We start from the raw sequence: 25382 nt of genomic DNA on the forward strand, positions 1-25382 counted from the left end.
TTTCCTCGCCTCCTTACGATTTATCGGTAATCTCTTTTGATTCCGTAATTGAGAAGCCCATTTCATCAGGCGTTACCATCGTAACGTCAATGCCCTGACCAGCCTGCAGATTGGTCAGACCTTCTACGATGACAACATCTGACGGTTCAAGACCTTTTTCAATAATGTAATAGCTGCCTACTTTTTCACCAACCTTTACATTCTTGGAGATGGATTTTCCATTCTCACCAACAACCAGCACAAAAGATTCATCCAAGAGCTGCTGTACAGCACGCTGCGGAACCAGCATGGCATTCATCGACTTGGTTCCCACGAGACGTACCTGCACAAACATCCCCGGCAGCAAAATCCCCTGCGGGTTGGCAATCGTGGCCCGAATGGTCAGGGAACCTGCATTGGTGGACAGAGCTCTGTCTGCAGCAATGATATCCCCAATATACGGATAGTCCTTGCCATTACTCAGGCTGATTTTTATTCTGGGCATCGGCGTGTTGTCGTTACGAATATCGACCCCTGTTTCCATAGCTTCAGCCAACAGGTTGAGGTATTCGGTTTCACTGACGCTGAACTGCACGTTGATGGGGTCCATCGTACCGACGGTCACCAGCGTGGTCGTACCTGCTGTCGCATACGTTCCCACGGCCACATCATCCACAGATACACGGCCGCTCATCGGTGCGTAAACAATCGTATCGTCGAGATTTTCCTGTGCCTTGCGCACGGCAGCCCGCTCAGCGGCAACGGTTGCCATATAACCTTCCACATCGGCCCGCTTATTGGTCAGAGTCTGTTCCGAAACAGCCCGGTCCTTCCACAACGTTTCATAACGCCCCAGTTCCTCCTGGGCATTACGCAGATTGGACTCGGCTTTACTGAGTTCTGCCTGTGCAGAAATTACAGCCGTTTCATACTGCCGGGAATCCAGCTTATAAAGCGGCTGGCCGGCGTAAACAAAATCGCCGCCACTGAAATATTTTTCCAGGATACTGCCAGAAACACGGGCATGTACCTGTACTTCCTCTTTGCCCTGCAAATGACCGGGATAAGAATAAGCTATCGGTGTATCCTGCTGGATTACCTTCATAGCTTTCACTGGCGTATTCTTCTGCTCGGCCTGTTCCTGTTGGCCGCACCCGGAAAAAATGATGCTCGTTCCCAGGATAATGGTACTTATGATTGCTGCTGTCTTTCTTCCTAAAAATCCTGCCACTTCATATTCCCCCTCATTTACATCTAATTACGACTTGTTTATATTTTCATAATATTCTACATGGAGAAAATTTCCCCTTCTAAATTTCAAAAAGGCCTAAAAAGCAGTTGACAAGTCAACCACCTCTTAGGCCTTTCTATTGTTACATCTCCGCCCTTGCAGGGCATACTTTCCCGCTGGTTTATTTCGGTATGTGCAAATACACCAGTCCAACTATTTGCAATACCATTATCAACGGCACGCCGTATTTAAACTTCAAATGCAACGTCTTATGATGGAACAGCCGCATGGCTGCAAGAGCCCCTATGCTTCCGCCCACTGCCGCAATGAGTAAAAGTGTCAGCTCCGGTACCCGCCACCATTTACGGATGGCGCACAGCTTATCCCAAGCGTAGAATATAACCGCTGCAACATTTATGATTGCAAAATACCATATCGCTACACTATGCCAGTTAATATCCATTTTCTGTTCCCTCCCAGTACATTTGACATGTCAAATTTTATCCGCAAACAGATTGACAAACATATCCCGCGTTACCTTATCCAGCCTCCCATTTCAAGTAAAATAAAACCGGGCGGAAGGTATACGCCAGCCCTAAGGGCGGCATATGTATCATAAACAGGAACCTTCTATGCCCGGAAATATTGCTATGCAAATCATCCATGCCTATTTTAACACCTATTGCTATGTATTACCACCTATTTTCTGACATGTCAAATTTTATACACAATCAAGCGGAACCCGCGGCGGTATCCGCCCCGTCTGCCAGTGCACCACCACCACTTATAAGCGCTGTGCGTGGGAAGCCCTCCATAAAGAGGAAACGCCCTGTCTGCAGGCCCGGTAAGCCCCCTGCGGAGGTACAGGAAGCGATTATGCCACGGGTGACAGGCGATTTTCCCGACCTTGACAGCTGGCTGCTGGAACTGAGTGACCGACTGGGCGATTGTGTGGACGTGAGTCAGTCTTTGTTGGATGCGCAAGAGTATATCGTATTTGCGGAAGACTACGGCGAAGATTCTTACACCGTCAGGCAAACCGAAGATGGCGGCATAAGTGTGGAATAGGAGTCGTTGTGATGAAGGTCTTTATCAATCCCGGACATGCGGCAGGAGGAACACCTCTGCGTCCTGCGTGAAACCTATATGCCTGCCACGCTCGTGGAGCTGGGCTTTATCGACAGCGAGGATGTACAGCTCTTAAAAGAACATCAGGAAGATATGGCGCGGGCCGTGGCTCGTGGGGTGACGGATTATTGGCGAGATATTTGACCAATAAGTTTAGCACAGGTTTGAGATTTTAACATTCCTGTGCTAAACTGTAACTTGTCACAAGCGTTAAAAAGCGTATAGCGCAACAATAGATTCAAGGAGCAATAATTATGAGTACGGAGAATACTTTTGCTAATCTGGTCACCAGCACACGGCAAGTACATGAAGTTACTGCCTATTGCCCAGTTTCTAGCCATCAATCAGTCGTTGACGGCTAGAAACTGGGCAATAGGCTGCTATATCGTGGAATATGAGCAAAAAGGAAACGACCGTGCTCAATATGGGGCTAAATTACTGGAAAAATTGGCTGGAAAACTGGCCATCAAAGGCCTTGATCGCTCCATGCTTAACCTGTGCCGCCTTTTTTACCTGCGATATACCAATCTGGGAGAGGCTGTTGCCCAAAGACTACAAAAAATCAGTAATATTCAGATTCCCTTGCTAAAATCCTCCCAATCTGAGATTTGTGATTCAGTGAATCACAAATTGGCTACTGAGCCGGAAATGTTGCTCAGCCACCTTTCCTTTACCCATATCCGTGAGATAATGCCCATTGAAGATGACTTCGAGCGTTTCTTTTACGAAACCGAATGCATCAAATGTGGCTGGAGTGTCAGGGAACTGCGGCGACAAATTTCCACCAACTTGTATTTGCGGGCCGGTGCCAGTAAAAAGCCAGAATTATTGCTCCAGCCTGGTTCTGGTGCTCTTACGGTCAAAGAACCTTTTGCCCTGGAATTTTTGGGACTGGAAGCCAGAGATGCCATTTCCGAATCCGACCTGGAAAATTCATTGATTAATCATCTGGAAGAATTCCTCCTGGAACTGGGCAAGGGCTTTTGCTTTGAAGCACGGCAAAAGCGTCTGGTTATTGATGACAATTACTATTTCCCAGATTTGGTGTTCTATAATCGCCTGCTCCATTGCAATGTCATTATCGAGCTGAAAAATGACGAGTTCCGCCATGAGTATCTTGGCCAGCTCAATGCCTATGTAGCTTATTATAAAGAAAATGAAATGACAGCAGGAGACAATCCCCCTATTGGAATACTTCTGTGTACAAAAAAAGGGCCAAAGATGGTGGAATACGCACTATCCGGCATGGACAATCAGCTGTTTGTTTCTACTTATATGCTGCAACTGCCCAATAAGACGATACTGGAAAAATTCTTGTTGGACGAAATTGAAGAGATGAATAAATAAAGCAACATTTTGCCTGTGGGCGGATTTGACATGTCAATTCTGCCCACTTTTCTTTTTTCCTAAATAAAAATGGCCTGCCACATTGTGACAGACCATTTTTAGTGTCTATACCAAACCAGCTTATATTTGTTGACTGGTCAAATTCGTATTGGTCTTTTTTTCAGCGTCGATAAGTTCCTGTGCGGCGGTCAGCTGCAGTTTGACCTGCTCCGTTGACGTACCGCCCAAGGAAATGCGCTGGTTGACGCAGGTCTCAGGCTTCAAGGCTTCGGCAATGTCGGCCTCAAAGAGCGGCGAGAGTTCCTGCAGTTCCGACAGGGTCATATCGGCAAGATATTTGCCCTCGGCAATGCATTTGTGCACGGCCGTACCGGATACCGCATGGGCCTGACGGAAAGGCATGCCCTTCTTTACCAGATAATCAGCAAGGTCGGTCGCATTGGAGAAGTCCTCCTCCACCGCCTTGCGCATAACATCTTTCTTGACCTTCATGCCACGGATAAGCTGGGCATAGACACCCAGACTGAATTTCACCGTGTCGATGGCGTCAAAGATGCCTTCCTTGTCCTCCTGCAGGTCTTTGTTATAGGCCAGCGGCAGGCCTTTGACCGTGGTGAGCATGGCCATCAGGTGACCGATTACCCGGCCCGTCTTGCCGCGCACGAGTTCGGAAACATCCGGATTCTTCTTCTGCGGCATCATGGACGAACCTGTGCAATGGGCATCATCGAGTTCCACGAAGGAAAACTCACGGCTGCACCAGAGAATGGTTTCTTCCGACAAGCGGGAAAGATGCACCATCAAGATGCTGGCCGCCGACAGGAATTCCATGATGTAGTCACGGTCACTGACCGCATCCAGACTGTTCGAGTAAATCTGCTCGAAGTTCAGCTGCTTGGCCACAAGCTCCCGGTCAATCGGGAAGGTTGTTCCGGCAAGAGCGCCCGCGCCAAGCGGCATGATATCCGCCCGCTGGTAAACGCCGCTGAATCGTGCATAGTCACGGGAAAGCATACCGAAGTAGGCCATCAGGTGATGCGCAAAGAGAATCGGCTGTGCCCGCTGCAAATGCGTGTAACCGGGCATAATCACATCCTGATTTTTCTTCGCCGTTTCGAGCAAGGCTTCCTGCAGATTGATGATTTCCTTCTGCACAGCCACTACTTCACGGCGGATGTACATATGCGTATCGAGTGCCACCTGGTCATTGCGGCTGCGGGCAGTATGGAGCCGCCCGCCAGCTTCGCCAATGGCCTCGGTCAGCCGCTTTTCGATATTCATATGGATATCTTCCAAATCCACCGAGAAGTCAAACTCCCCGGCTTCAATCTGCGCTTCGATATCCTTTAAGCCCTGCAGAATGGCTCCGCAATCATCATCGGAGATAATGCCGCATTTAGCCAGCATGATGGCATGGGCAATGGAACCGGCAATATCTTCGTGATACATGCGTTTGTCAAAGTTTATGGAGGCCTGGAATTCGTTGACCATTTCATCTACGGTCTTGGTGAAACGGCCTCCCCACATGGCCTCACTCATTTCCCCGTCTTCTCCTGCATCAGGGCACGAACTTTGAGCGGCAGGCCGAACAGGTTGATAAAGCCCGTAGCATCAGCCTGATTGTACACATCATCATGTTCAAAGGTTACAAATTCCTGGCTGTAGAGAGAATACGGGGAAGTTGCACCTGCAGAAATGATATTGCCCTTGTAGAGTTTGAGTTTAACCTGACCGGTAACGGTCTGCTGCGTGCTGTTTACGAATGCATCCAGCGCTTCACGCAGTTGGCAGAACCACATGCCATCATAGACGAGTTCCGCATAGCGGATGCCAACCTGCTGTTTGTAATGGTAGGTGCTGCGATCAAGGCAGAGGTATTCCAGTTCGCGATGTGCATAATAGAGCAGAGAGCCGCCCGGATTTTCATACACGCCGCGGGACTTCATGCCCACCAGACGGTTTTCGCAGATATCCACGATGCCCACACCATTGCGCGCACCGATTTCGTTGAGTTCGGTCAGCAGTTCCACAGCGCCGAGTTTCTTGCCGTTGACAGCAACCGGTTCGCCCTTTTCAAAGTCGATGGTCACATATTCCGGTTTATCCGGAGCATCCTGCGGAGCCTTGGAAATCAGGAACATGCTGTCTTTCGGTTCATTGGCCGGGTCTTCAAGGTCTGCGCCTTCATGGGACAAATGCCAGATGTTTCTGTCCATTGAATAGGTCTTGTTATCCGTAGCAATGGGGATATCATGCTTCTTGGCATATTCGATTTCGGCAGAACGGGAATCGAGGTCCCATTCACGCCACGGAGCAATCAGCGTGATGTTCGGTGCCAGAGCCTTAACGGTCAGTTCGAAACGAACCTGGTCATTGCCCTTGCCGGTAGCGCCGTGAGCAATAGCATCCGCGCCTTCCTGCTTAGCGATTTCCACCAGCTTCTTGGCAATAATCGGACGGGCAAAGGACGTACCGAGCAGGTACTTGTCTTCATAAACAGCACCGGCTTTGAGCGTCGGCCATACATATTCCTTGAGGAATTCTTCCTTGAGGTCAGCGATATATACCTTGGAAGCACCGGATTTCAGCGCCTTGTCATGCACGGCATCCAGTTCATCGCCCTGACCTACGTCAGCGCAGCAGGCGATAACTTCGCAGCCATCATAATTTTCCTTGAGCCAGGGAATGATAACGGAGGTATCGAGACCACCGGAGTAAGCCAGAACTACTTTTTTAATCTGTTTAGCCATAATAGAACTTCCTTTCTATTGTAAAAATATTACACCTCATCCGTCAGCCCTTCAGGCTGCCACCGCTCGGGGTGTCCACCGGACACCCGCGGCAGAGCCGCCCCCAAAGGGGAAGGCTCTTAACCCATTGTCAGTGCCATAATGGCTTTTTGGGTATGGAGGCGGTTTTCTGCTTCATCAAAAATCACATGGGCATTGGCCTCTAAGACTTCCTCGGTGATTTCCTCACCGCGGTATGCCGGCAGGCAGTGCATTACGATGGCCCGCTTGTCGGCATGTGCCATAAGCTCCTTGTTGACCTGATAGGGGGCAAAGATTTTCTTGCGGGCATCGTGTTCATCTTCCTGTCCCATGCTGGCCCAGGTATCCGTAACCACGATATCGGCACCCTTGACCGCTTCTACCGGGTCGGTTACGAGTTCAATGCTGGCACCCGTGAGTTTGGCATCTTCTTTTGCCTGCTTGGTCACCGTGGCATCCGGCTTGTAATCTGCCGGCGTAGCAGCCACAAAGGTCATACTGGCCTTGGCACAGCCATACATGTAGGAGTTGGTCATATTGTTGCCGTCGCCCACATAAGCCATTTTGAGGCCCTTGAGGTTCTTGCCCTTATGCTCCTGAATGGTTAAGAGGTCGGTGAGCACCTGACAAGGATGGAGTAAATCCGTCAGGGCATTGATGACCGGAATATCGGCGTATTTGGCCAGTTCTTCCACACGGTCATGCCCATAGGTACGAATCATAATGCCGTCCAGATAGCGCGACAACACGCGTGCCGTATCCTTAATGGGTTCGCCGCGTCCCAGCTGCAAATCGCGGTTCGAGAGGAACAGTGCCTGCCCGCCGAGCTGGTACATGCCAACTTCAAACGAAACTCTGGTGCGAGTAGAAGACTTTTCAAAAATCATCCCCAGGGTCTTGCCCTTTAAGAGATGATGTTCGATGCCTGCCTTCTGCTTGGCCTTGAGTTCATGGGCCAGCGCCAGAATCTCCTGTACTTCATCCACGGATAAATCGTGGATGGACAACATATCGCGTCCTTTTAACATCCAAAGCCCCCTTATTCGGCGTATTTGCCGATAACTTCGTCCATTACAGCAAATGCTTCATCAATCTGCGCTGTGGTGATGATGAGCGGCGGGATAAAGCGCAGCACCTTGCCCGCCGTACAGTTGATAATCAGCCCCTTGGCCAGACAGTCATTGACGATATCCCGGCCATGGTCGGAACTTATCAGTTCAGCGCCCAAAATCAAGCCTTCACCACGCACATCTACAATAAATTTTGGATATTTTTTCGCTAATTCCTGCAATTTATCCTTAAAATATTTGCCTACAGCCTGAATATTTTTCAAAAATTCATCTTTGGGTACCGTATCGAGTACCACATTGGCCGCCGCACATGCCAGCGGATTACCGCCGAAGGTCGTACCATGGTCACCGGGCTTAAAGGCCGCTGCTACCTTGTCGGTGACGATAAAGGCACCGATGGGCACACCGCCTGCTAAACCTTTAGCCAGCGTTACGATATCGGGCTTGATGCCGTAATTCTCATAGGCAAAGAACTTGCCGCTGCGGCCAATGCCTGCCTGTATTTCATCGAGAATCAGCAGGGCGCCATGCTTATCGCAGAGTTCCCGGACCTGTTTGAGGTAGTCCGCATTCGGTGTATGAACACCGCCCTCGCCCTGAATGGTTTCGAGCATTACCGCCGCCGTCTTGTCGCTGATTTTGCTTTCTAGTTCGGCGATATCGTTGTAATGCACATAGGTGAAACCTGCAGGCAGCGGCCCCAAACCTTCATGGTAATGCGTCTGGCCCGTAGCCGTCAGCGTAGCCAAAGTACGGCCATGGAAGCTGTCCCAGGCGGAGATGATTTCCGTCTTTTCAGGATTGATGCTGTAACCATACTTGCGGGCAATCTTGATGGCCCCTTCGTTGGCTTCCGCGCCGGAGTTGGCGAAGAACGCCTTATCGAGGCCGCTGAGCTTCACGAGCTTAGCCGCCGCATCTGCCTGCGGCTGGGTGTAGTAGAGATTGGAGCAGTGAATGAGTTTTCCTGCCTGCTCCGTCACCGCCTGCACCAAGGCCTTGTTGTTATGGCCCAGCACATTTACGGCAATGCCGCCCAAGAAATCCAGATATTTCTTGCCGTTTATATCCCAAACCTCGGCCCCTTCACCGTGGTCAAGGACGATTTTATAGCGATTAAAAACCGGCAGATAGCTTTGCTGGTCCTCCGCAAAAATTTCCTGTTCCTGCATATTGTGCCCCCTTACCGCACCACCTGGGTGCCAATGCCCCGGGAGGTAAAGATTTCCAAGATAATGGAGTGTGCGAGCCGCCCGTCAATGATATGTGTCTTGCCCGCGCCCTGCTCCAAAGCCGTCAGGCAGGCTTCCACTTTGGGAATCATGCCCCCGGCGATAATGCCTTCTTTGATGTACTGCTTAGCCTCGGGCAGATGCAAGGTGGAGATGAAACTTGACTTGTCATTGAAGTCCTTGTAAATCCCCTCGATATCCGTCAAAAGCAGCAGTTTTTCTGCCTGCAAGGCACCGGCAATCTCTGCCGCCACATAATCGGCGTTGATGTTGTAACTCTCGCCGTTATCGCCTACACCAATGGGCGCGATAATGGGCACATAGCCCTGCTTCAACAGGTCTTCGAGAATCCCTGTGTCCACCTGCTCCACTTCGCCGACATAGCCGATATCCACCTTTTTGGTGTCCTCGCCTTCATAAACCGTGGCCAGCTTCTTGCGGGCTTTAATCAGCCCCGCATCCTTACCGCTTAATCCCACGGCCCTTACGCCGCGGCGGTTCAGGAGATTGACAATCTCGGAATTGACCTTGCCGTCGAGCACCATTTCCGCAATCTCAATGGTTTCTTCATCGGTGACTCTAAGCCCCGCCACAAAATCCGATTCCTTGCCGACCTTTTTGAGGAAGCCCGTGATATCCGGGCCGCCACCATGAACGATGACGGGACGGATACCGACATATTTCATCAGGGCGATATCCTGCATGACCTTTTCCTTGAGGTCATCATTAATCATGGCATTGCCGCCGTATTTAATGACGATGGTCTTGCCGTAGAACTGCTGGATATAAGGCAGGGCCTCCACCAAAATGGCGGCTTTGTCTTCTGCTGTAAACATCAGCCTGCCTCCTTAGGTGTGGTATTCCCCGTTAATCTTCACGTATTCATAGGAGAAGTCACAGCTCCAGATATCAGCTTTGGCATCGCCTTCGCCCATATCAATACCGATAACGATATCATGGGCCTCCATGACCTTCCGCAGTTCCGCTTCATCATAAGCTGCGCCTACGCCATTGGCATAAACGGTAATGTCACCGAACTTCACGACAGTCTTATTCGGGTCCATCGGTACGCCGGCATAACCTACGGCACAGATTACGCGCCCCCAGTTGGGGTCTTCACCAAAGAATGCTGTCTTTACAAGCGGGCTCTTGGCAACACTCATGCCAATGGTCTTGGCTTCGGCAAAGTTTCTTGCGCCCGTTACGGAAATGGTCAGGAACTTGGTAGCACCTTCACCGTCAGCCGCAATCTTCTTAGACAGTTCCTGGCAGATATTCTGCAGAGTGGCCTTAAAGAGCTTGTAATCCTCGTTTTCCTCGGTGATTTTCGCATTGCCTGCGGCACCGTTAGCCAGCACGATAACCATATCATTGGTGCTCATATCGCCGTCAATGGAAATCATATTGAAGGAAACTTCAACGATTTCCGACAAGGCCTTCTGCAGGAGTTTGCTGTCAATGGCCGCATCCGTCGTGATAAAGCAGAGCATGGTAGCCATATTTGGCTGAATCATGCCCGAACCCTTGGCGATAGCACCGAAACGTACTTCCTTGCCGCCGAGCGTGATTTCCGTAGCGCAGGACTTGGAATATGTATCCGTGGTGATGATGGCCTTACCGGCGTTCTCACTGCCTTCGGTGGACAGTTCCTTAACCGCCTGCTTGATGCCCGTTTCCATCTTGTCCATCGGCAGGTTAACGCCGATAACACCGGTGGATGCCACCACGACATCATCCGCCTTGCAGCCTAAAGCCGTTGCCGTGATATCCTGCATAGCTGCCGCATCGTTTTCACCCTGCTCACCCGTGCAGGCATTAGCACAGCCGGCATTAGCCGTGATGGCATGTGCCATGCCCGTAGCTACAACCTTCTTGGAGGCGCGTACCGGCGCCGATGCTACTGCATTCTGCGTAAAGGTACCGGCTACTGCCGCTTCCTGTTCCGTGTAAATTACGGCAACATCGAGATTGCCGCTTTTCTTTATACCAGCCTTGACACCGGCAGCCTGAAAGCCCTGCGGGTAAGTAACCCCGGCTTTTTTATGTGCATCACTAAACATATAGTTTCCTCCTCAGAGTTGTTTTTCGTTTTTATTAGGGATAAAGGGGGACGAAATCGAGTCCCATACGTTCTTCAAAACCGCAGGCGATATTGAAATTCTGTACCGCCTGTCCCGCAGCGCCCTTCACAAGATTATCAATGGCCGAGAGCACAATCACGCGGCCTGTGCGTTCATCCACATGCCAGGCGATATCACAGAAGTTGGAGCCGCGCACTTCCTTGGTGGAAGGATATGCCCCTTCGCCCAATAAGCGGATAAAGTATTCCTTGCCGTAGAGCTTTGCAAAAGCGGCACTGACCAAATCCGCAGTTACGCCCTCTTTGAGGTTAGCGTAGCAGGTGGAAAGAATTCCGCGGGACATCGGCACGAGATGCGGTGTGAAGTTCAAGAGAACCTTTTCCCCCGAAATATCGGCCAGTGCCTGTTCAATCTCCGGCGTATGTCGGTGCTTGGCCACATTGTAAGCCCGGAAGTTATCGTAGAGCTCCGGGAAATGATTGGCCTGCTTAGCTCCGCGCCCTGCCCCCGATACACCGGACTTGGCATCGACGATAATCGTGTTTACATCGATAAGATGCTGCTTAGCAAGCGGCGCGAGTGCTAAGATGCTGGCAGTGGTAAAGCAGCCGGCATTGCCAATAATCTTAGCATTTTTTATCTGCTCCCGATAAAGTTCAGCCAGGCCGTAAACACGTTCTGCTTCCTGATGAGTATGCGGAACATGATACCAGGCTTCGTACACTTCCGTATCCGCGAAGCGGTAATCCGCGCCCAGGTCGATAATCCGCACCGGCATCCCCGCAAGTGCACGCCCTACTTCCATGGCATGACCATGCGGCAGACCGATAAAGACAAAATCGCTGTCCCGGCCAATGCGCTCGATGTCCTTCATGGACTCCAGCTCCATATCGTAAAGCCCCCGCAAATGCGGATAAAGGCTGGCAATTTTTTCGCCCGTATGACTTTCCGAAGTGATGTGTACCACTTCCGCCTGCGGATGCTGATAGAGCAGCCGCAGAAGTTCGGCTCCGGCATAACCGGTAGCACCGATAACGCTGACCTTCATGGGGATTCCTCCTCTAGTATCAATTTGACTTGTCAAAATGGATTTATCGTCCGTCAAATTTGACATGTCAACTGTACTCTGTAAACTATGTTTATAATTATACATCTATGTTGCATAAAATTGCAACCCCTATTCATAAAAAAACATGATATAATTGAATAAGCTATTATTTAAGGAGCCTATTATGAAAAAACATAAAAAACGACGAATTTACAGAAAATTATTCCGCTTCATCTTCTTTCTAGGCCTGGTCTTCTTTATCGCCTTCTTTCTGGCGGGCGGCACCTCTTTCTTTTCTCCCCGTACCTGGCAGAATGTCGGTGAGTTTCTGCCGAAGCTCGAAGCCATTCAGCCTGCCAATCAGCAAGATGACAGCCCCAAGGAAATATCGACCATCGACCGGCTCAGCCGCATCATTTTCCTCAAACGTGCAGTAGATGCCCGTATCGACAAGGAACATTATGTAAAGCTCCGGGATATTCCCGAGGATATGCAAAACGCCATCATCGCCGTGGAAGACAACCGCTTTTACAGTCATTACGGTTTTGATGTGCAGGGCATCATGCGGGCCACGCTCGTCAATCTCCAATACGGTGAAGTCACCGAAGGAGCCAGCACCATCACCCAGCAGCTGGTCAAGAACCTCTTTCTCTCCCATGAGCAATCCTTCGGCCGCAAAGCAGAAGAACTTTTGCTCTCATTGGATATGGAAGCCAACTACAGCAAGAGCGAAATTTTGGAACTCTACCTCAACACCATTTACTACGGTTCGAACTACTACGGCATCGGCCCCGCTGCCCTTGGGTATTTTGACAAGAAGCCCAGCGAGCTGAAACTGCCGGAAGCTGCCATGCTGGCTGGCACGCCCAATGCTCCTTCTCTTTATTCCCCCTATGTAGACTTTATGCTGGCCAAGAAGCGGCAATTTGTGGTGATTGATGCCATGGTGCGTTATGGTTATATTGACGAAGCCACCGCCGAGTCAGCAAAAATCAAGCCCATCTATCTGGCAAAACCTGCCCAATAAATTGCTTTTCGCATAAGAAAAAGGAGACAGGACCCCCTTTCACAGGGAGCCTGTCTCCTTTATTTTATTTCTTTTTGTTTTTGTTTTTGAGCTGTTCATCAGCAGAACGGTCAAAGTGTTTGTAGAACTGTTCTGCGAGGTTGTTGAACGTTGCCACCGAATCGGGTTCACCCTTGTTGGCAATAATCTCATAGGTATAGAGAAGTTCGTTGCTGCCAGCTTTGAATACATCAAAGAAGAAGGTCGTGCGGCTGTTGTTAGCCACCGTCAGCACAACATATGCATCGGCATAGTTAGCCACGTTTTCCTTATAAGTCTTGGCAGCCTGACGGCGGTCAAGAGCTTTGATGTCCACATTGGTAGCCGTCTTAATCCCTTCAGCTACAGCATCATAGGAAATTACATAGCTGCGGGATACCCGGCTGGCATCCGACACAATCTGCGTCAGCATTTCCTTGTTGGGAGCCTTTTCATCCACCGGCGCATACAGCGGTGCAGCCACTGCAATGCGTTTTACCGAGGTAATATCAGCACCTTCCTGCATAGTTACCTTGTCAGCATTGGCAAAGGCTACCTGAGCACTGAGCACAACCATGCAGACAACGAGCAACATTTGAACAATTTTTTTCATGGATTGTTTCCCTCCACCCATATAAAATTTCGCGAAAAATCGCACCTTTCTTATTGTACACCATTTTTAGCCGTTCCGCTAGTGGTTAATCGCGTTTTCCCGCAATCTTAGCAATAAATCGCAATAGCCTGGGGAATGGTTTCAATATGCAAAGGCAGCATGGGCCCCACTTCTCCATCCAAATCGCTCTGGAGTTCGCCAGTTGTTTCAATCTGGAAATTCCGGGCCTGCAGGTGCAGAACGCAGTCCTTTTCCGACACGGGCTTGCCGGCTACCAAATCCGCTGTAACGGCCATGAGTTTATGCACGCCGCATTTCTTAATGGCCAGCAGGTCCAGCTTGCCATCATCCACCGCGAGCTTCTCGGCCACGTTTTTCATACTTCCTACCACGCCGCTGTTAATGACGACAAAGAGGAAGGCTTCAATCTCATGCTTTTCGCCATCGGCGGTAATGGTCAGAGGCACAGCCCGGAACTTGGGAATTTCGCCAATCCCCTTGAGATAATAGGCCATCTTGCCCAGAGCATTCTTGAGGCGTCTGTCCACTTCATGGGCAATGGAGGTCATCATGCCGGCGCTGGCTACGTTGATAAAGTACTTGTCTCCGACCTTGCCCACGTCCATGCGGCGGCAGGAGCCTGCGGCAATCTTATCAAAGTAGGCTTCCATATCCTCATTGATTTGCAGATAGGTGGCAAAGTCATTGGAAGTGCCGCTGCCGATAATGCCCAGCGGCAAATCGATGTTATTTTTCACCAACAGGTTGACACATTCATGGACAGTGCCATCGCCGCCTGCAGCCAGAACCCCTTCAGGTTTTACTTCCCGCAGGAATTCTACAAAATCTTCATTGCCTTCCCGCTTTGTGCGATAGAGCAAGAGCAGGATGCCCCGCCGCTGAAAGGCTTCCACAATCCAGTCCAGTTTATTCTTGAAAGCTGCATGCCCGGAAACCGGGTTATAGAACAGCACCAGCTTTTGCAATGTTTACGCCTCCTGTTTTTCCTCTGCCTTGAACACGCCAATCTTGCGCAGGAACTTGATGCCCACACGGCCAATCATAGGCATGCGCTGCAAATCGTCCTCTTTAAGGCCGCCGATAACGAGCATTACGGCAATGTAGACCGCGCAGCCGAAGAACACGGCGCCAAAGGTGGAAATAGCGCCCATCTGCCACCAGGCCATGGTGAAGTCATAGAAGAAGTAGACCGCCACCGCCATGATGGCTGCAGCCACAATGGTTTTCAGGAGCTGAGGAATCTCCATGCGGTAGCCGATAAACTTATAGATGAAAATCAGATTGATGATGGCGGCAACACCCATATCCGCCGCCGTTGCCCAGGCTGCACCCATGATGCCCAGCCAGGGAATAGCCGTAAGTTCCCAGTTGAGAACAACCTTAGCCACTGCTGCCAGAATCATATTGACCATGGGGATGGTCGGATGCCCCAACCCCTGCAGGATGCCCGTAGACACCTGATGCAGGCCCAAGAGGATAATGCTCACGGCCGAAATCATAACCGCAGGGCCAGCGCCCGGCGCATTGTAGATAAGGGCGGAAATCGGCGTAGCCAGCACAAAGACGATGACAAAAGCCGGGAAGCAGACGAAGTTCGAGATACGCACCGACGCCGCCGTCTGATTATATACGCGCTTCATGTCCTTGAGCGCCCGCGCCTCCGAAATGGCCGGCACAATACTCATGGCCATGGAAGCCGTGATGATGCAGGACAGATTGACCAAGGGCACCGCCATACCAGTCAGATAACCGAAGAGCTCTGTAGCTTCATTGACGCTGTAGCCAGCCACTTCCAAGCGCTGCGGCACAATCATAAGGTCCAGATTGGATACAACCGGCAGCATGATGCTGGCCGCCGATACCGGCAGGGACAGCTTGAAGATGCGCTTGATGATAGACCAGGCAGACTCTGCTTCCGTTCCCGGCAAAGGCTGCAAATTGGAACCATAATCCCGCTCAATATCCTTGTCCAGCTTCCAGTGGTAATATATGAGCACCATAAGACCAGTCACGGCACCGGCCAAAGCACCCAAGGATGCACCGGCAGATGCGTAATCAAGGCCCCAGGGCAGCAAGAGTTCTGCCAGAAGAATCATGGTGATAACCCGGAAAATCTGCTCCACAATCTGCGAAACAGCCGTCGGGGTCATACGCTGCCAGCCCTGCAAGTAACCGCGGGAGCTGGCCAAGAATGTCACGAAGAACACCGTCGGTGCCAGCACCACAATGGACTTATACGCACGGGCATCGCGGACAAACTGCCAGTCAATGAGCCAGTCTGCCGCAAAATAGGTCATGAAAGAGAAGAACAGGCCCGTCACGAGCATCAGTGCCATGGAGATATGGAACACCCGCTTGGCCCCGTAAATATCCTTTAATGCCACCCGTTCCGCCGTGATGATGGAGATAGCCACCGGCACACCGGCCTGGGAAACCGTCATGGCGAAGAAATAAATCGGAAACGCCATCTGGTAAAGACCGATACCTTCACCGCCCAAGATTCGGGAAACAAAAATCCAGTTCAAGGAACCGATGACCTTGACCACAAAGCCCGCCACCGTCAGGATAAAAGTTCCTTTCAGAAAGGACTCTCCCTTGCTGGATTTATTTTCAGTTGTTACTTCCTGCTTACTAATGAGAAACACCGCCTATATATCACAGGCACAGCCCAGCCATGCCACAAATAATCTGCTATCCTATCTTAATATAAAAAAGGACGCAACGTATGAATTATACCACACATTGCGTCCCTTATCCATAGTGAAGCAAAATGAATATGAATTAAGCGTGAGCCAGCTCGTCGTTGTCGTCGTAAACCGGCGATTCAGCGCCCATCAGCTCGCTGAAGTCGATGTTCAGAGCCTTGCCTTCGTTCAGCGTGCGAATCTTGCCTGCTACTTCAGCATCTGCCACAAAGGGACGGCACTCATAAAGACTTGCTTCCATACCAGCAGTTTCCGGTACATAGAAGCCCAGACGGTCAGCTACCGTCTTAAAAGCATAGAAACGCTCAGCCAGGTCACACCATTCAAGATTTTTCATTGTTAAAACTCTCCTTACTAATCCCTAAAACCTTACAGTAAAAAAATTATATTTTATCCCAACCCGTTTTCCTCCCACAGAAAACGAGATGTCAGTAATCATAACAGTTTTCTTTCGTGTTGTCAAACCCTCGTATTTTCCCCTGAGCTGTGCTAAACTAGCATAGAGAGAAATTAACGAGGTGATAGCCATGTCATACTTTTTTATTCTGCTGATAGCTATATTATCCATTATCTTCCTGCTGGAAATGCGCCACAGCCTGCGCCGTTCCAACATGAACAGCCACCTGATTGAAAAGTACCGGGATGACCTGCAGAATAAGGAACTGCTGGAAGAAATCTACGCCTACTGCCAGCAGGATTACAAACTGCGTCGCATCATAGAGAAGCACAATATTACTTATGATGATATAGAAAAAATATATCAAAAACTGCTGCTCTGGGGAAACTTTCACAAGGGCCGCCGCTTCGTCCCCATCACTTCTTTCCTATATGTATGCACACTGAATTACCTTGGCCAGCATAAAAATGATGATGCAAAAGAACTCACGATGAAGTGCATGAATTACCTGCATATTTGACATGTCAAAAAAGCCGTTAAGGTTCATCTTGGTGACCTTAACGGCTTTTGTTTATTTGCTCAACAGATATTCAATATGTACCCGGGCATTAAAATCCAATGTTCCTGGCTCAATATTCGTAGCTGCGGCTTTGGAAGCCAACAGCATATTTCTGTCATAGGAACGGGCTTCTATATAATCCGTACTCTCCGAGACGTTCTTGATGCCTACAATATGACGACCAAGGCCCTGGGCGATGATATCCGCCTTGTCCCGTGCATCGGCGATAGCAGCACCTAATGCTTCCTTGCGGGCGGCACTCTGATTGCTCAGAGAAAACTGCAGAGAATTGACTTCATTGGCTCCGGCATTCAGCGCCGCATCAATAATTCTGCCCGCTTTGGCAATGTCGCGGATATTGACCCGCAGGGAATGACTGGCCGTGTAGCTGCTGATTTCCCGGCCGCGCTTTTCCGCATTGCTGTAGTTGGGATGGAAGGAATATTGCTGACTCTTGATATCAGCGCCAGCCACGCCCATCTGCTTCAACGCCTGCGTAATGGCCATGGATTTCTGGGCGTTTTCCGCCTGCGCCTGATTGGCACTGCGGGCCTGGGATGTTACCCCCAAAGTCAGCACCGCCTGGTCAGGCACAACCGCCGCACTGCCCTGCCCGTCCACAGACAGCACGGGCAGTTCCTCTGCAGCCAAAGCCACCGGCGAACAAAAAAGTGCCAACGCCAATAGCGCCGTAAATAACTTAGCTAATTTCATGGAAACAACCTCCCATATAGGAAAATCTTTCACTTAACGTACACCAAGTTCAATAAGTTCCTTCGGTGCCTTGGTCAAGGGCTCACAGCCTGTTTCCGTTACGAGCACCGTATCTTCAATGCGCAGACCGCCCCAGCCCGGCAGATATACGCCCGGTTCATCCGTTACCAGCATTCCCGGCTGCAAAGCTTCACAGGTGCTCTTTAAGGACAGACGCGGTTCTTCATGGATTTCCAGACCAAGGCTATGACCCAAGCCATGGCCAAAATACTGCGCCAAGTCATACTTCGCCAGATTTGCCTGCACCGCTTCGTGAACAGATTTCCCCGATACGCCCGGCTTAATCTTGCTCAAGCCCAGCAGCTGGGATTCCAAAACAGCCTTATAAATCTTGCGCTGTTTTTCATCCGCCTTGCCCATGCAGATGGTACGCGTGATATCCGAAGCATAACCGCCAAAGAACGCACCAAAGTCCATGGTGACAAACTCGCCTTCGTTGATGACCTTGTCCGTAGCAATGCCATGCGGCAAGCTGCCACGCACGCCAGAGGCCATAATGGTCGTGAAGGACGGACCTTCCGAGCCGTTTTCACGCATGCAGTTTTCCAGATGCGCCGCCGCCTGCACTTCCGTCATACCCGGACGGATATACGTCAGCATATCGGCAAAAGCAATGTCCACAATCTCGCAAGCCTTGCGGATATTTTCAATTTCCTCTGCGTCCTTAATCTGGCGCAGGGTATCCAGCTTCAACGGCGTATTGAATTCACAGCCATCCAGCAGCTCGCCCAGTTTGGCATAGTAATCATAAATAATGGCATTGCCTTCAAAGCCAACTTTCTTGGCGCCAATCTTCTTCACGCATTCGGCAGTCTTAGCCAGCAAACCATCCTTCTGTTCCACAATCTCAAAAAGCGGCGCCTGCTGACCAGCCTGCTCCGTATAACGGCTGTCCGTAATCAGCATGGCATCGTTCATACCAATAACCAACGTGGTATCATCACCACGGAAGCCGCTGAAATAATGCAGATTTACATACTTCGTAATGATTACTGCGTCCAAACCTTTTTCAGCTAATACAGCGCGTAACGCCTGCAAACGACTTTCCTTCATAAATGGGTCAACTCCTGATAAACTTATTTCTTCAATTTATAGATAATGGCTTCGAGCGCTGCCAAATAGCTTTCTACGCCCAGTCCACATATCTGTCCCATAGCGACAGGTGCCAGCACCGAATTATGCCGGAACTCCTCCCGCTTGTGGATATTGGAGATATGCACCTCAATAAGCGGCACTTCCACTGCCGCAATCGCATCCCGCAGGGCAATGCTGTAATGGGTAAACGCCGCCGCATTAAAGATGATGTAATCATACACGCCGCGCGCCGCCTGAATCTTGTCCACCAACACGCCCTCGTGATTGGACTGGAAACAGTCAACTTCAATACCTGCCTCCTGCCCCCGCTTTTGCAGCATTTCTTCAATGTCCTGCAAAGTGGTGCTGCCGTAAATCTCCGGCTCACGCGTTCCTAAAAGATTAAGATTCGGCCCATTTAATACCAATACTTTGTGCATCTGTCCGCCCCCTTAGTAGTGAATTTCAAAACGCTGTTCCATAGCGATAACATCGCGAACTTCCAAGCCAAAACTCTGCACCTTGATAAAGTAATTACCCTCGCGGATAATAGCCTCCAAACGGTCAATAGCCGCCTGCGGCCCCTGCAGTTCCATGGTTACTGTGCCATCGGACATATTCTTCACCCAGCCGGTAATGCCAAGATTCATTGCATTCTGCTGCACAAACATCCGAAAACCCACTCCCTGCACCGTTCCTGTAGCCGTGCCAAAATAACGAACTAAATCTGCCATGATAATTACCTCCTCCAAGCTGCAACATTACAAATCTCAAGCTATATTGTACTATTTTCGTAAACGAATGTAAACTATCAGATTATGATGGGGGAACACCTCATCCACCGCGTTGCGGTCCCCCTTCCCCTCAAGGGGAAGACTTTTCGTTTATTGCCTACAAATAATGTTGGCAATAAGCGCGGCGGGGGCAGTTGGCAGCGGCAGCGTTGGCAGGGAGCGTTAAGAACTTGTTTTTTGCCATACCGCTGCCCTATCGCGAAAAGCATATTGTTTGAGCAACGCGAATTTTTGCTTTTCACGATACTTAATTAAAGGCAAAAGACAAGTTTAGCTCCCTGCCTTAGCGGACGATGGCAACTGTCCCCGCCGCGCGCCTTCAACGGTACTACTTAGCAATAATATCCCGCCGCAAGATTGTGTACTCTTCTACCGGCTGTTCCATCTTCATCCGTATAATCTGCTGTGGATGCGGAGCCACCGAGATTTCCTCATTCGTCTCATTATCAATCATCGAGGTAATCTTCTGCCGATAAAGCGGCCCTGTCGGCTGGAAGACTTCAATCTCCTGCCCCACCTTCATATTGTTGCGCTGTTCCACGACAGCGTAACCGGTCGCCGCATCATAAGAGCGCACCAGCCCCACGAAATCCGAAGTCTGGTCATAGGACGTCTTGCCGTAAATCTGGTCATCCGCATCGGGCTGATGATAGTAGAATCCCGTAGTATAAGCCCGATGGGAAACCTTTTCAAGCTCGTCCATCCATTCCTTTTTGACCGTAAAATTCTCCGTGTCAGCAAAGTAGCTGTCAATAGCCAAACGATAAGCCTTCGTGACACTGGCGGCATAATGGACACTCTTCATACGGCCTTCGATTTTGAGGCTGTCCACGCCGCTTTCGATTACGTCTTTGATATGCGGCATCAGGCACATATCCTTGGAGTTCATGATATACGTGCCCCGGTCATCTTCCTCAATGGGGAAGTATTTGCCCGGACGGGTTTCCTCGACCAGCGCATACTTCCAGCGGCAGGACTGGGCACAGCTACCGCGGTTGGAATCGCGGCCCGTAAAGTAATTGGACAGCAGGCAGCGGCCGGAATAGGAAATACACATGGCCCCATGCATAAACATTTCCAAATCCACATCACATTTCTCGCGGATTTCGCGAATTTCGTTAAGGCTCATTTCGCGAGCCAGCACAACGCGTTTAGCCCCCAAATCCTTCCAGGCATTAACCGTCGCCCAGTTGGTATTGTTCGCCTGCGTGCTGATGTGGAGTTCCATATTCGGAATCAGCTTGCGGCAAAGCATAAATACGCCCAAATCGGCCACAAGCAGGGCATCTACGTTAATTTCCTGCAAATAGCGCAGATAATCCGGCAGTTTTTCCATATCGCTGTTATGCGGGAAGATATTGACCGTCACATAGACCTTCTTACCGCGCGCATGGGCAAAGTCCACAGCTTCCTTCAGTTCCTCATAGGTGAAATTGCCGCCAAAGGCACGCAAGCCAAAGGCCTTGCCGCCTAAGTAGACCGCATCGGCACCATAGAGAACTGCCATTTTCATCTTTTCCAAATTCCCGGCAGGTGCCAGGAGTTCAGGTTTCTTTATCATGTATCCAATCTCCTCGTGACGGCGAGACCATCGCCGTTTTCCAGTATTTCCGTTACATAGGGCGGCTGGCTGACCAGCTCAATATACTCCCGCAGGCGTTTGACAATCGTCTTAAACCGCCGGGGCGTGGGCACATCGCCCTTGACATAGCCGCGAAACAGCACATTATCCGCCAGAATCACCGCCTTATCGGCGAGCATTGGCTGTATCTTGTGGAAATAGTCCACATACTGACCTTTCGCCGCGTCAATAAACACAAAGTCAAATTTTTGACCGGTCAATTGCAGCTTTAATAGATTTTCTGCCGCGTCACCGCCCATAATATGAATCCGGTCAGCGTATGCTGACCGGTCAATATAGCCCTGTGCCGTCTTTATCCGTTCGTCACTGAGTTCTAATGTCGTGATTTCAATATCTGCGGCACCATTTTTCGCCATGAGCAGGCTTGAATAGCCGATGGCTGTGCCGATTTCGAGTACACGATGGGGCTTTGCCTCCTGCACAACCTGCAGAAAGGCCTGCCGCCCGCGTTCATTGATAATGGGAACATGATGGAGAGCCGCGTAGCCCTCCATCTCCCGTAATAATTCGTCCAAGTTCCTTCCACCTCATCCGTCAGCACTTCGTGCTGACACAGCCCTGGGAGTCCACTGGACTCCCGCGATTTCTCGCCCCCTCAAGGGGAAGGCTATCTAACCTGTTCTACAATCTGCTGATGTTCAGCGTAGGTTTTTGAGTAATGATTATGACCTTTTCGGTCCGCCACAAAGTAGAGATAATCCGTATCGGCAGGATAGAGTACCGCCTCGATAGCTGCCATGCCCGGGCTGGCAATCGGTCCGGGGGGCAGGCCCTTAATCTGATACGTATTGTAAGGAGACTCAATCTTCGTATCCTTGATGCTCACATCCTCTTTGGGCGCATCCAAGAGATACTGAATCGTGGTATCCGTCTGCAAGGGCATGCCGATTTTCAGCCGCTTGAAGAACACCTGCGCGATAATGGGCCGGTCTTCTTCGTACATGGCTTCCTTTTCCACCAGTGAGGCCAGCGTAATCAGCTCATGGATGGAGAGGTTCATCTCCGCCGCCCGCTTCCGCATTTTGGGCGTCAGCCGGTTATCCATATCCTCGGCCATCATCTTGAGTATTCCATCCACCGACGGGTCATCATGGAGCACATAGGTATCGGGGAATAAAAAGCCCTCGCAGGCATAACGAATATCTTTGTCCCGCTTGATATAGCTATAAGGGGCAAAATCCTTGGCCTTGCGCAAGAATTCATCCTCGTCCACCAAACCTTCATCACTGAGGCGCTTGGCGATTTCCTTGACCCCGAACCCTTCGGGAATGGTGAACTTAACCTGGGTTGTTTCTCCGTTCACCAGCTTATTGATGATTTCCTCCGGCGGCGTGTTGGGCTTGAAAGCATAGGTGCCCGTCTTAAACTTATCTGCCGCATCGCTTTTCTTCACCTGCAGCCAGAAAGCTTTTTTGTTGGTGATAATGCCATGCTTCAAGAGCTCATCGGTGATGTCACTGGCACTCATGCCCTTTTTGACCGAAAGGAAAATGGTCTGATTGGGGTCCAGATTCTTAGGCGCCGCCTTATCCGCCGTCCCCAAAGACAAAAACACGCCCAAAGCGATAACCACCACAAAAGCGGCCCCGATGGCCGTCCAATATTTCCAGGTCAGGCTCTTGAAAAAAGTCGTGCCCTTCTTCATGCCGTCATTGATATTTCCCAGGCTGACATCTTCACCGTTCAGCCATTTTCCCAGCTTATCCTTTAACTCCCCGATTTTGGCAAGCAAATCCCCCACGCCAACATCTCCTGTCTTCTATTTTTGGCAAAATAAAAACTGCCATCCGCAAACTGAATGGCAGTTCCTACCTATTTACTCTTGTTCCGATTCTTCAACCAGAGCATCGTAGGCTTTCTGTACCGCCTCGAATTCCTCATCGGTGGGCTCCACGTACTCGTCTTCGCCGTCAGCACCCTTGACGATTTTGGCGATGATGACATCTTCTTCCTCATCTTCACAGCCACAGCCGCAACCGCAGTGGTCATGACCATCTTCGTCGTTATGAATGCCAATTAAGAGAGCGTATTTCTCGTCGCCTACGGGGATAATCATTTCTTCCTCGTAATAGTATTCGTTGCCATCCTCATCGGTCATGACAACAACAACGCCTTCTTCTTCCTGCATATCTTCTTTTTTAGCCATTTGATTCACCTCGATAATTTATTCAATAATTCATTCTATCCTATCTTAATGAAGACTGTCAAGCCAGCCCTGCAAGATAAATACCGCCGCCATCTTGTCGATGACCTTGCGCCGCTTCTTGCGGGACACGTCCGCTTCAATAAGAGAACGGGTGGCCGCCACAGTGGAAAGACGCTCATCCCAGAAATGCACCGGCAAATCCGGGTGACGCTTGGAAACCTCTGCCATAAAATCCTTCACAATCTGGCAGCGTTCCCCTTCCGTGCCGTTCATATTCTTGGGATAGCCGGATACGAGCTCATCCACTTCGTACTGCGCAATGAGTTCATCGAGGCGGTTGAGGTCATCTTCCAGTTCTCCCCGGCGGATGGTCTCCACGCCCTGAGCCGTGAGGCCCAGCAAATCACTTACGGCAATCCCCACCGTACGGTCACCAATGTCTAAGGACATATATCGTTTCATGCTTTAAGTTTCTCCAAATAGGAACGTACCAGTTCCTCCAACAATTCATCTCGTTCCAGCTTGCGGATAAGGCTCCGGGCCTCCTTGTAGCTGGTCACATAGGCCGGGTCGCCGGACAGCAGGTAGCCTACCAGCTGATTGACGGGGTTATAGCCCTTTTCTTCCATGGCGGCACTGGCCTGACGGATTATCGTCTCGGCTTTGTTTTCCTCGCCGCCCATCTTAAACATCATAGTTTCTTCACTAACCATGAGAATCCCCCCTGATATGTTTACTATCTTATATGATACCACATTTCAGCCATAATTCCTACTAATTTAGTACGGAAACACCGTCCAAAGTACCAAAAGAACCCCTAAAATCAATTTGCCGCCAATGGCAATCAAGGTCAGGATATTCCAACCGGAGGTCAGGTCGTCAATGCTTTCCGTCAAAATGGCAGACACATCGGCGCCTTCCGCCCGCAGCCCCCTGTAACGGTAAATATTATGCGCCAAGTCCCCGGTCAAAGCCGCAATGGAAATATAGAATACGGCCAGCTGCCAGGGACGAAACTCCACATACTGATAAGCAAGAAAAAGTCCCACGCAGTCAAAGACCAGCAGCAATGCCCCAATCATGATGAACATGCGGCTGATAAATTCCCCGGAAAACATCTTGCCCATGGCTTCCAGTTCATCCCGCTGTTCCTTCTGCACTTCATCATCCTCGGCAGAACCCAGCCGGTCCATCACCATCTTCAAAGAAGCAATGGAAGTCATCAGCCAGAAAATCCCGTAACATTGTACCATTACTGTCATTGTTCCTCATACTCCAAATCATTTTCTTCGCAGTAGTCCCGAGCCACATTGAGGAAGTATTCCTGCTGAAACTTCTCCCAGGCCGGCTTTAACAACAGATGTTTAATCTGCTGACGGAATTTTATCTGAGCACCAGACTTCTGCAGAATTTCCTGCAGGCGCTCCTTCACATCCTCCCGCTGGGCAGCGGCGAAAGTTTCCATCAGATTGTGTTCCTCGCTGTCCACGGCATTGGGCAGTGGAATGTAATGCTCCCAATCGTCCTCAATCTCAAAGACATGATTAAGGGCTTCCTCCTCACCCAAATCATCCTGCATGAGGATGATTCTGCCGCTTTCAATATCGATATAGCCCTGGTGCATGTCCGACTGGGCGAGCGCCTTGGCCAGTTCCTGTAAATTTACTTTCATGCTCTGTTGTACCTCCGCTTGTCATGTATGTATATTTTCCATCATTTTGCCTA

Annotated in this window: 30 protein-coding genes; 5 read left to right on the forward strand and 25 right to left on the reverse strand. The window is 50.3% G+C overall.

Annotated features, from left to right (window positions below):
- Positions 1 to 13: 13 nt before the first annotated feature.
- Both T320_RS01485 and T320_RS01490 read right to left on the reverse strand, forming a co-directional pair.
- On the reverse strand, positions 14 to 1210 hold the full coding sequence (locus T320_RS01485; protein ID WP_231465821.1) for an efflux RND transporter periplasmic adaptor subunit: 1197 nt from the start codon (positions 1208 to 1210) through the stop codon (positions 14 to 16).
- Between the two features lie 181 nt (positions 1211 to 1391).
- Complete coding sequence (locus T320_RS01490) at positions 1392 to 1673, reverse strand: DUF1294 domain-containing protein (protein WP_037352265.1); 282 nt, start codon at positions 1671 to 1673, stop codon at positions 1392 to 1394.
- Between the two features lie 413 nt (positions 1674 to 2086).
- Here T320_RS01490 and T320_RS01495 point away from each other — a divergent pair, with 413 nt between their 5' ends.
- The 3 genes from T320_RS01495 to T320_RS01505 all read left to right on the forward strand — a co-directional run bounded on the left by T320_RS01495 (position 2087) and on the right by T320_RS01505 (position 3685).
- Entirely contained in the window at positions 2087 to 2278 is a 192-nt protein-coding gene (locus tag T320_RS01495; RefSeq protein ID WP_037352268.1) for a hypothetical protein, read from the forward strand.
- A gap of 36 nt (positions 2279 to 2314) precedes the next feature.
- Positions 2315 to 2482 (forward strand): N-acetylmuramoyl-L-alanine amidase family protein, encoded by a 168-nt coding sequence (locus T320_RS14170; RefSeq protein WP_081824743.1) that lies wholly within the window; start codon positions 2315 to 2317, stop codon positions 2480 to 2482.
- Positions 2483 to 2644: 162 nt separating this feature from the next.
- Positions 2645 to 3685 (forward strand): PDDEXK nuclease domain-containing protein, encoded by a 1041-nt coding sequence (locus T320_RS01505; RefSeq protein WP_037352270.1) that lies wholly within the window; start codon positions 2645 to 2647, stop codon positions 3683 to 3685.
- A gap of 120 nt (positions 3686 to 3805) precedes the next feature.
- On the opposite strand, the gene argH is transcribed toward T320_RS01505, so the two are convergent.
- The 7 genes from argH to argC form a co-directional block, all read right to left on the reverse strand.
- Complete coding sequence (gene argH / locus T320_RS01510) at positions 3806 to 5224, reverse strand: argininosuccinate lyase (RefSeq protein ID WP_037352273.1); 1419 nt, start codon at positions 5222 to 5224, stop codon at positions 3806 to 3808.
- On the reverse strand, positions 5221 to 6435 hold the full coding sequence (locus tag T320_RS01515; protein ID WP_026760594.1) for an argininosuccinate synthase: 1215 nt from the start codon (positions 6433 to 6435) through the stop codon (positions 5221 to 5223). The genes argH and T320_RS01515 overlap by 4 nt, the downstream gene beginning before the upstream one ends.
- A gap of 119 nt (positions 6436 to 6554) precedes the next feature.
- The gene (argF, locus tag T320_RS01520) at positions 6555 to 7484 is read right to left on the reverse strand and encodes an ornithine carbamoyltransferase (protein ID WP_037352276.1); all 930 of its coding nucleotides are present in this window, start codon (positions 7482 to 7484) and stop codon (positions 6555 to 6557) included.
- A gap of 11 nt (positions 7485 to 7495) precedes the next feature.
- Positions 7496 to 8698 carry an acetylornithine transaminase gene (locus T320_RS01525; RefSeq protein WP_037352279.1) on the reverse strand — a complete coding sequence of 401 codons (1203 nt, stop codon included), beginning with the start codon at positions 8696 to 8698 and terminating at the stop codon, positions 7496 to 7498.
- An 11-nt stretch (positions 8699 to 8709) separates the two neighbouring features.
- Positions 8710 to 9594: an acetylglutamate kinase gene (argB, locus tag T320_RS01530; RefSeq protein ID WP_037352282.1), complete on the reverse strand. Its 885-nt coding sequence runs from the start codon at positions 9592 to 9594 to the stop codon at positions 8710 to 8712.
- 12 nt (positions 9595 to 9606) lie between these two features.
- A complete protein-coding gene (argJ, locus tag T320_RS01535; protein WP_037352285.1) occupies positions 9607 to 10818 on the reverse strand; it encodes a bifunctional glutamate N-acetyltransferase/amino-acid acetyltransferase ArgJ in 1212 nt (403 codons plus the stop codon).
- Positions 10819 to 10852: 34 nt separating this feature from the next.
- Complete coding sequence (gene argC, locus T320_RS01540; protein WP_026760589.1) at positions 10853 to 11887, reverse strand: N-acetyl-gamma-glutamyl-phosphate reductase; 1035 nt, start codon at positions 11885 to 11887, stop codon at positions 10853 to 10855.
- A 184-nt stretch (positions 11888 to 12071) separates the two neighbouring features.
- Here argC and T320_RS01545 point away from each other — a divergent pair, with 184 nt between their 5' ends.
- Complete coding sequence (locus T320_RS01545) at positions 12072 to 12914, forward strand: transglycosylase domain-containing protein (RefSeq protein WP_037352288.1); 843 nt, start codon at positions 12072 to 12074, stop codon at positions 12912 to 12914.
- 64 nt (positions 12915 to 12978) lie between these two features.
- Here the strand turns inward: T320_RS01545 and T320_RS01550 are convergent, their stop codons facing one another.
- From T320_RS01550 to T320_RS01565, 4 genes are all read right to left on the reverse strand, one after another.
- Complete coding sequence (locus T320_RS01550) at positions 12979 to 13545, reverse strand: hypothetical protein (RefSeq protein WP_026760587.1); 567 nt, start codon at positions 13543 to 13545, stop codon at positions 12979 to 12981.
- Between the two features lie 107 nt (positions 13546 to 13652).
- Positions 13653 to 14531, reverse strand: coding sequence for a diacylglycerol/lipid kinase family protein (locus T320_RS01555; protein WP_037352290.1), 879 nt, complete (start codon positions 14529 to 14531; stop codon positions 13653 to 13655).
- Between the two features lie 3 nt (positions 14532 to 14534).
- A complete protein-coding gene (locus T320_RS01560) occupies positions 14535 to 16211 on the reverse strand; it encodes a putative polysaccharide biosynthesis protein (RefSeq protein WP_037352292.1) in 1677 nt (558 codons plus the stop codon).
- Between the two features lie 136 nt (positions 16212 to 16347).
- Entirely contained in the window at positions 16348 to 16608 is a 261-nt protein-coding gene (locus tag T320_RS01565; RefSeq protein WP_026760584.1) for a hypothetical protein, read from the reverse strand.
- Between the two features lie 190 nt (positions 16609 to 16798).
- Between T320_RS01565 and T320_RS01570 the strand changes: the two genes are divergently transcribed.
- On the forward strand, positions 16799 to 17188 hold the full coding sequence (locus T320_RS01570; protein ID WP_037352295.1) for a hypothetical protein: 390 nt from the start codon (positions 16799 to 16801) through the stop codon (positions 17186 to 17188).
- Between the two features lie 51 nt (positions 17189 to 17239).
- On the opposite strand, the gene T320_RS01575 is transcribed toward T320_RS01570, so the two are convergent.
- From T320_RS01575 to T320_RS01630, 12 genes are all read right to left on the reverse strand, one after another.
- The gene (locus tag T320_RS01575) at positions 17240 to 17941 is read right to left on the reverse strand and encodes an SIMPL domain-containing protein (RefSeq protein WP_037352298.1); all 702 of its coding nucleotides are present in this window, start codon (positions 17939 to 17941) and stop codon (positions 17240 to 17242) included.
- Between the two features lie 33 nt (positions 17942 to 17974).
- Positions 17975 to 19054 (reverse strand): M24 family metallopeptidase, encoded by a 1080-nt coding sequence (locus tag T320_RS01580; protein WP_037352300.1) that lies wholly within the window; start codon positions 19052 to 19054, stop codon positions 17975 to 17977.
- Positions 19055 to 19077: 23 nt separating this feature from the next.
- A complete protein-coding gene (gene aroQ, locus T320_RS01585; RefSeq protein ID WP_026760580.1) occupies positions 19078 to 19515 on the reverse strand; it encodes a type II 3-dehydroquinate dehydratase in 438 nt (145 codons plus the stop codon).
- A gap of 12 nt (positions 19516 to 19527) precedes the next feature.
- The gene (locus T320_RS01590) at positions 19528 to 19809 is read right to left on the reverse strand and encodes an acylphosphatase (protein ID WP_037352302.1); all 282 of its coding nucleotides are present in this window, start codon (positions 19807 to 19809) and stop codon (positions 19528 to 19530) included.
- Between the two features lie 388 nt (positions 19810 to 20197).
- Positions 20198 to 21430, reverse strand: coding sequence for a peptidase U32 family protein (locus T320_RS01595; RefSeq protein ID WP_037352304.1), 1233 nt, complete (start codon positions 21428 to 21430; stop codon positions 20198 to 20200).
- Complete coding sequence (locus T320_RS01600) at positions 21427 to 22026, reverse strand: O-methyltransferase (RefSeq protein ID WP_051608529.1); 600 nt, start codon at positions 22024 to 22026, stop codon at positions 21427 to 21429. Before T320_RS01600 ends, T320_RS01595 begins: the two co-directional genes overlap by 4 nt.
- 92 nt (positions 22027 to 22118) lie before the next feature.
- Entirely contained in the window at positions 22119 to 23252 is a 1134-nt protein-coding gene (mltG, locus tag T320_RS01605; RefSeq protein WP_037352306.1) for an endolytic transglycosylase MltG, read from the reverse strand.
- 75 nt (positions 23253 to 23327) lie between these two features.
- Positions 23328 to 23657 carry a DUF1292 domain-containing protein gene (locus tag T320_RS01610; protein ID WP_026760575.1) on the reverse strand — a complete coding sequence of 110 codons (330 nt, stop codon included), beginning with the start codon at positions 23655 to 23657 and terminating at the stop codon, positions 23328 to 23330.
- 45 nt (positions 23658 to 23702) lie between these two features.
- Positions 23703 to 24119 carry a Holliday junction resolvase RuvX gene (gene ruvX, locus T320_RS01615; protein WP_026760574.1) on the reverse strand — a complete coding sequence of 139 codons (417 nt, stop codon included), beginning with the start codon at positions 24117 to 24119 and terminating at the stop codon, positions 23703 to 23705.
- Positions 24116 to 24370: an IreB family regulatory phosphoprotein gene (locus T320_RS01620; RefSeq protein ID WP_026760573.1), complete on the reverse strand. Its 255-nt coding sequence runs from the start codon at positions 24368 to 24370 to the stop codon at positions 24116 to 24118. The genes ruvX and T320_RS01620 overlap by 4 nt, the downstream gene beginning before the upstream one ends.
- Before the next feature lie 66 nt (positions 24371 to 24436).
- A complete protein-coding gene (locus T320_RS01625) occupies positions 24437 to 24919 on the reverse strand; it encodes a hypothetical protein (protein WP_026760572.1) in 483 nt (160 codons plus the stop codon).
- Positions 24916 to 25329, reverse strand: coding sequence for a UPF0158 family protein (locus tag T320_RS01630; RefSeq protein ID WP_037352309.1), 414 nt, complete (start codon positions 25327 to 25329; stop codon positions 24916 to 24918). The genes T320_RS01625 and T320_RS01630 overlap by 4 nt, the downstream gene beginning before the upstream one ends.
- Positions 25330 to 25382: the final 53 nt, after the last annotated feature.

Origin of the sequence: Selenomonas sp. FC4001 (genome assembly GCF_000701565.1) — a bacterium.
Lineage (GTDB): Bacteria > Bacillota > Negativicutes > Selenomonadales > Selenomonadaceae > Selenomonas_A > Selenomonas_A ruminantium_B.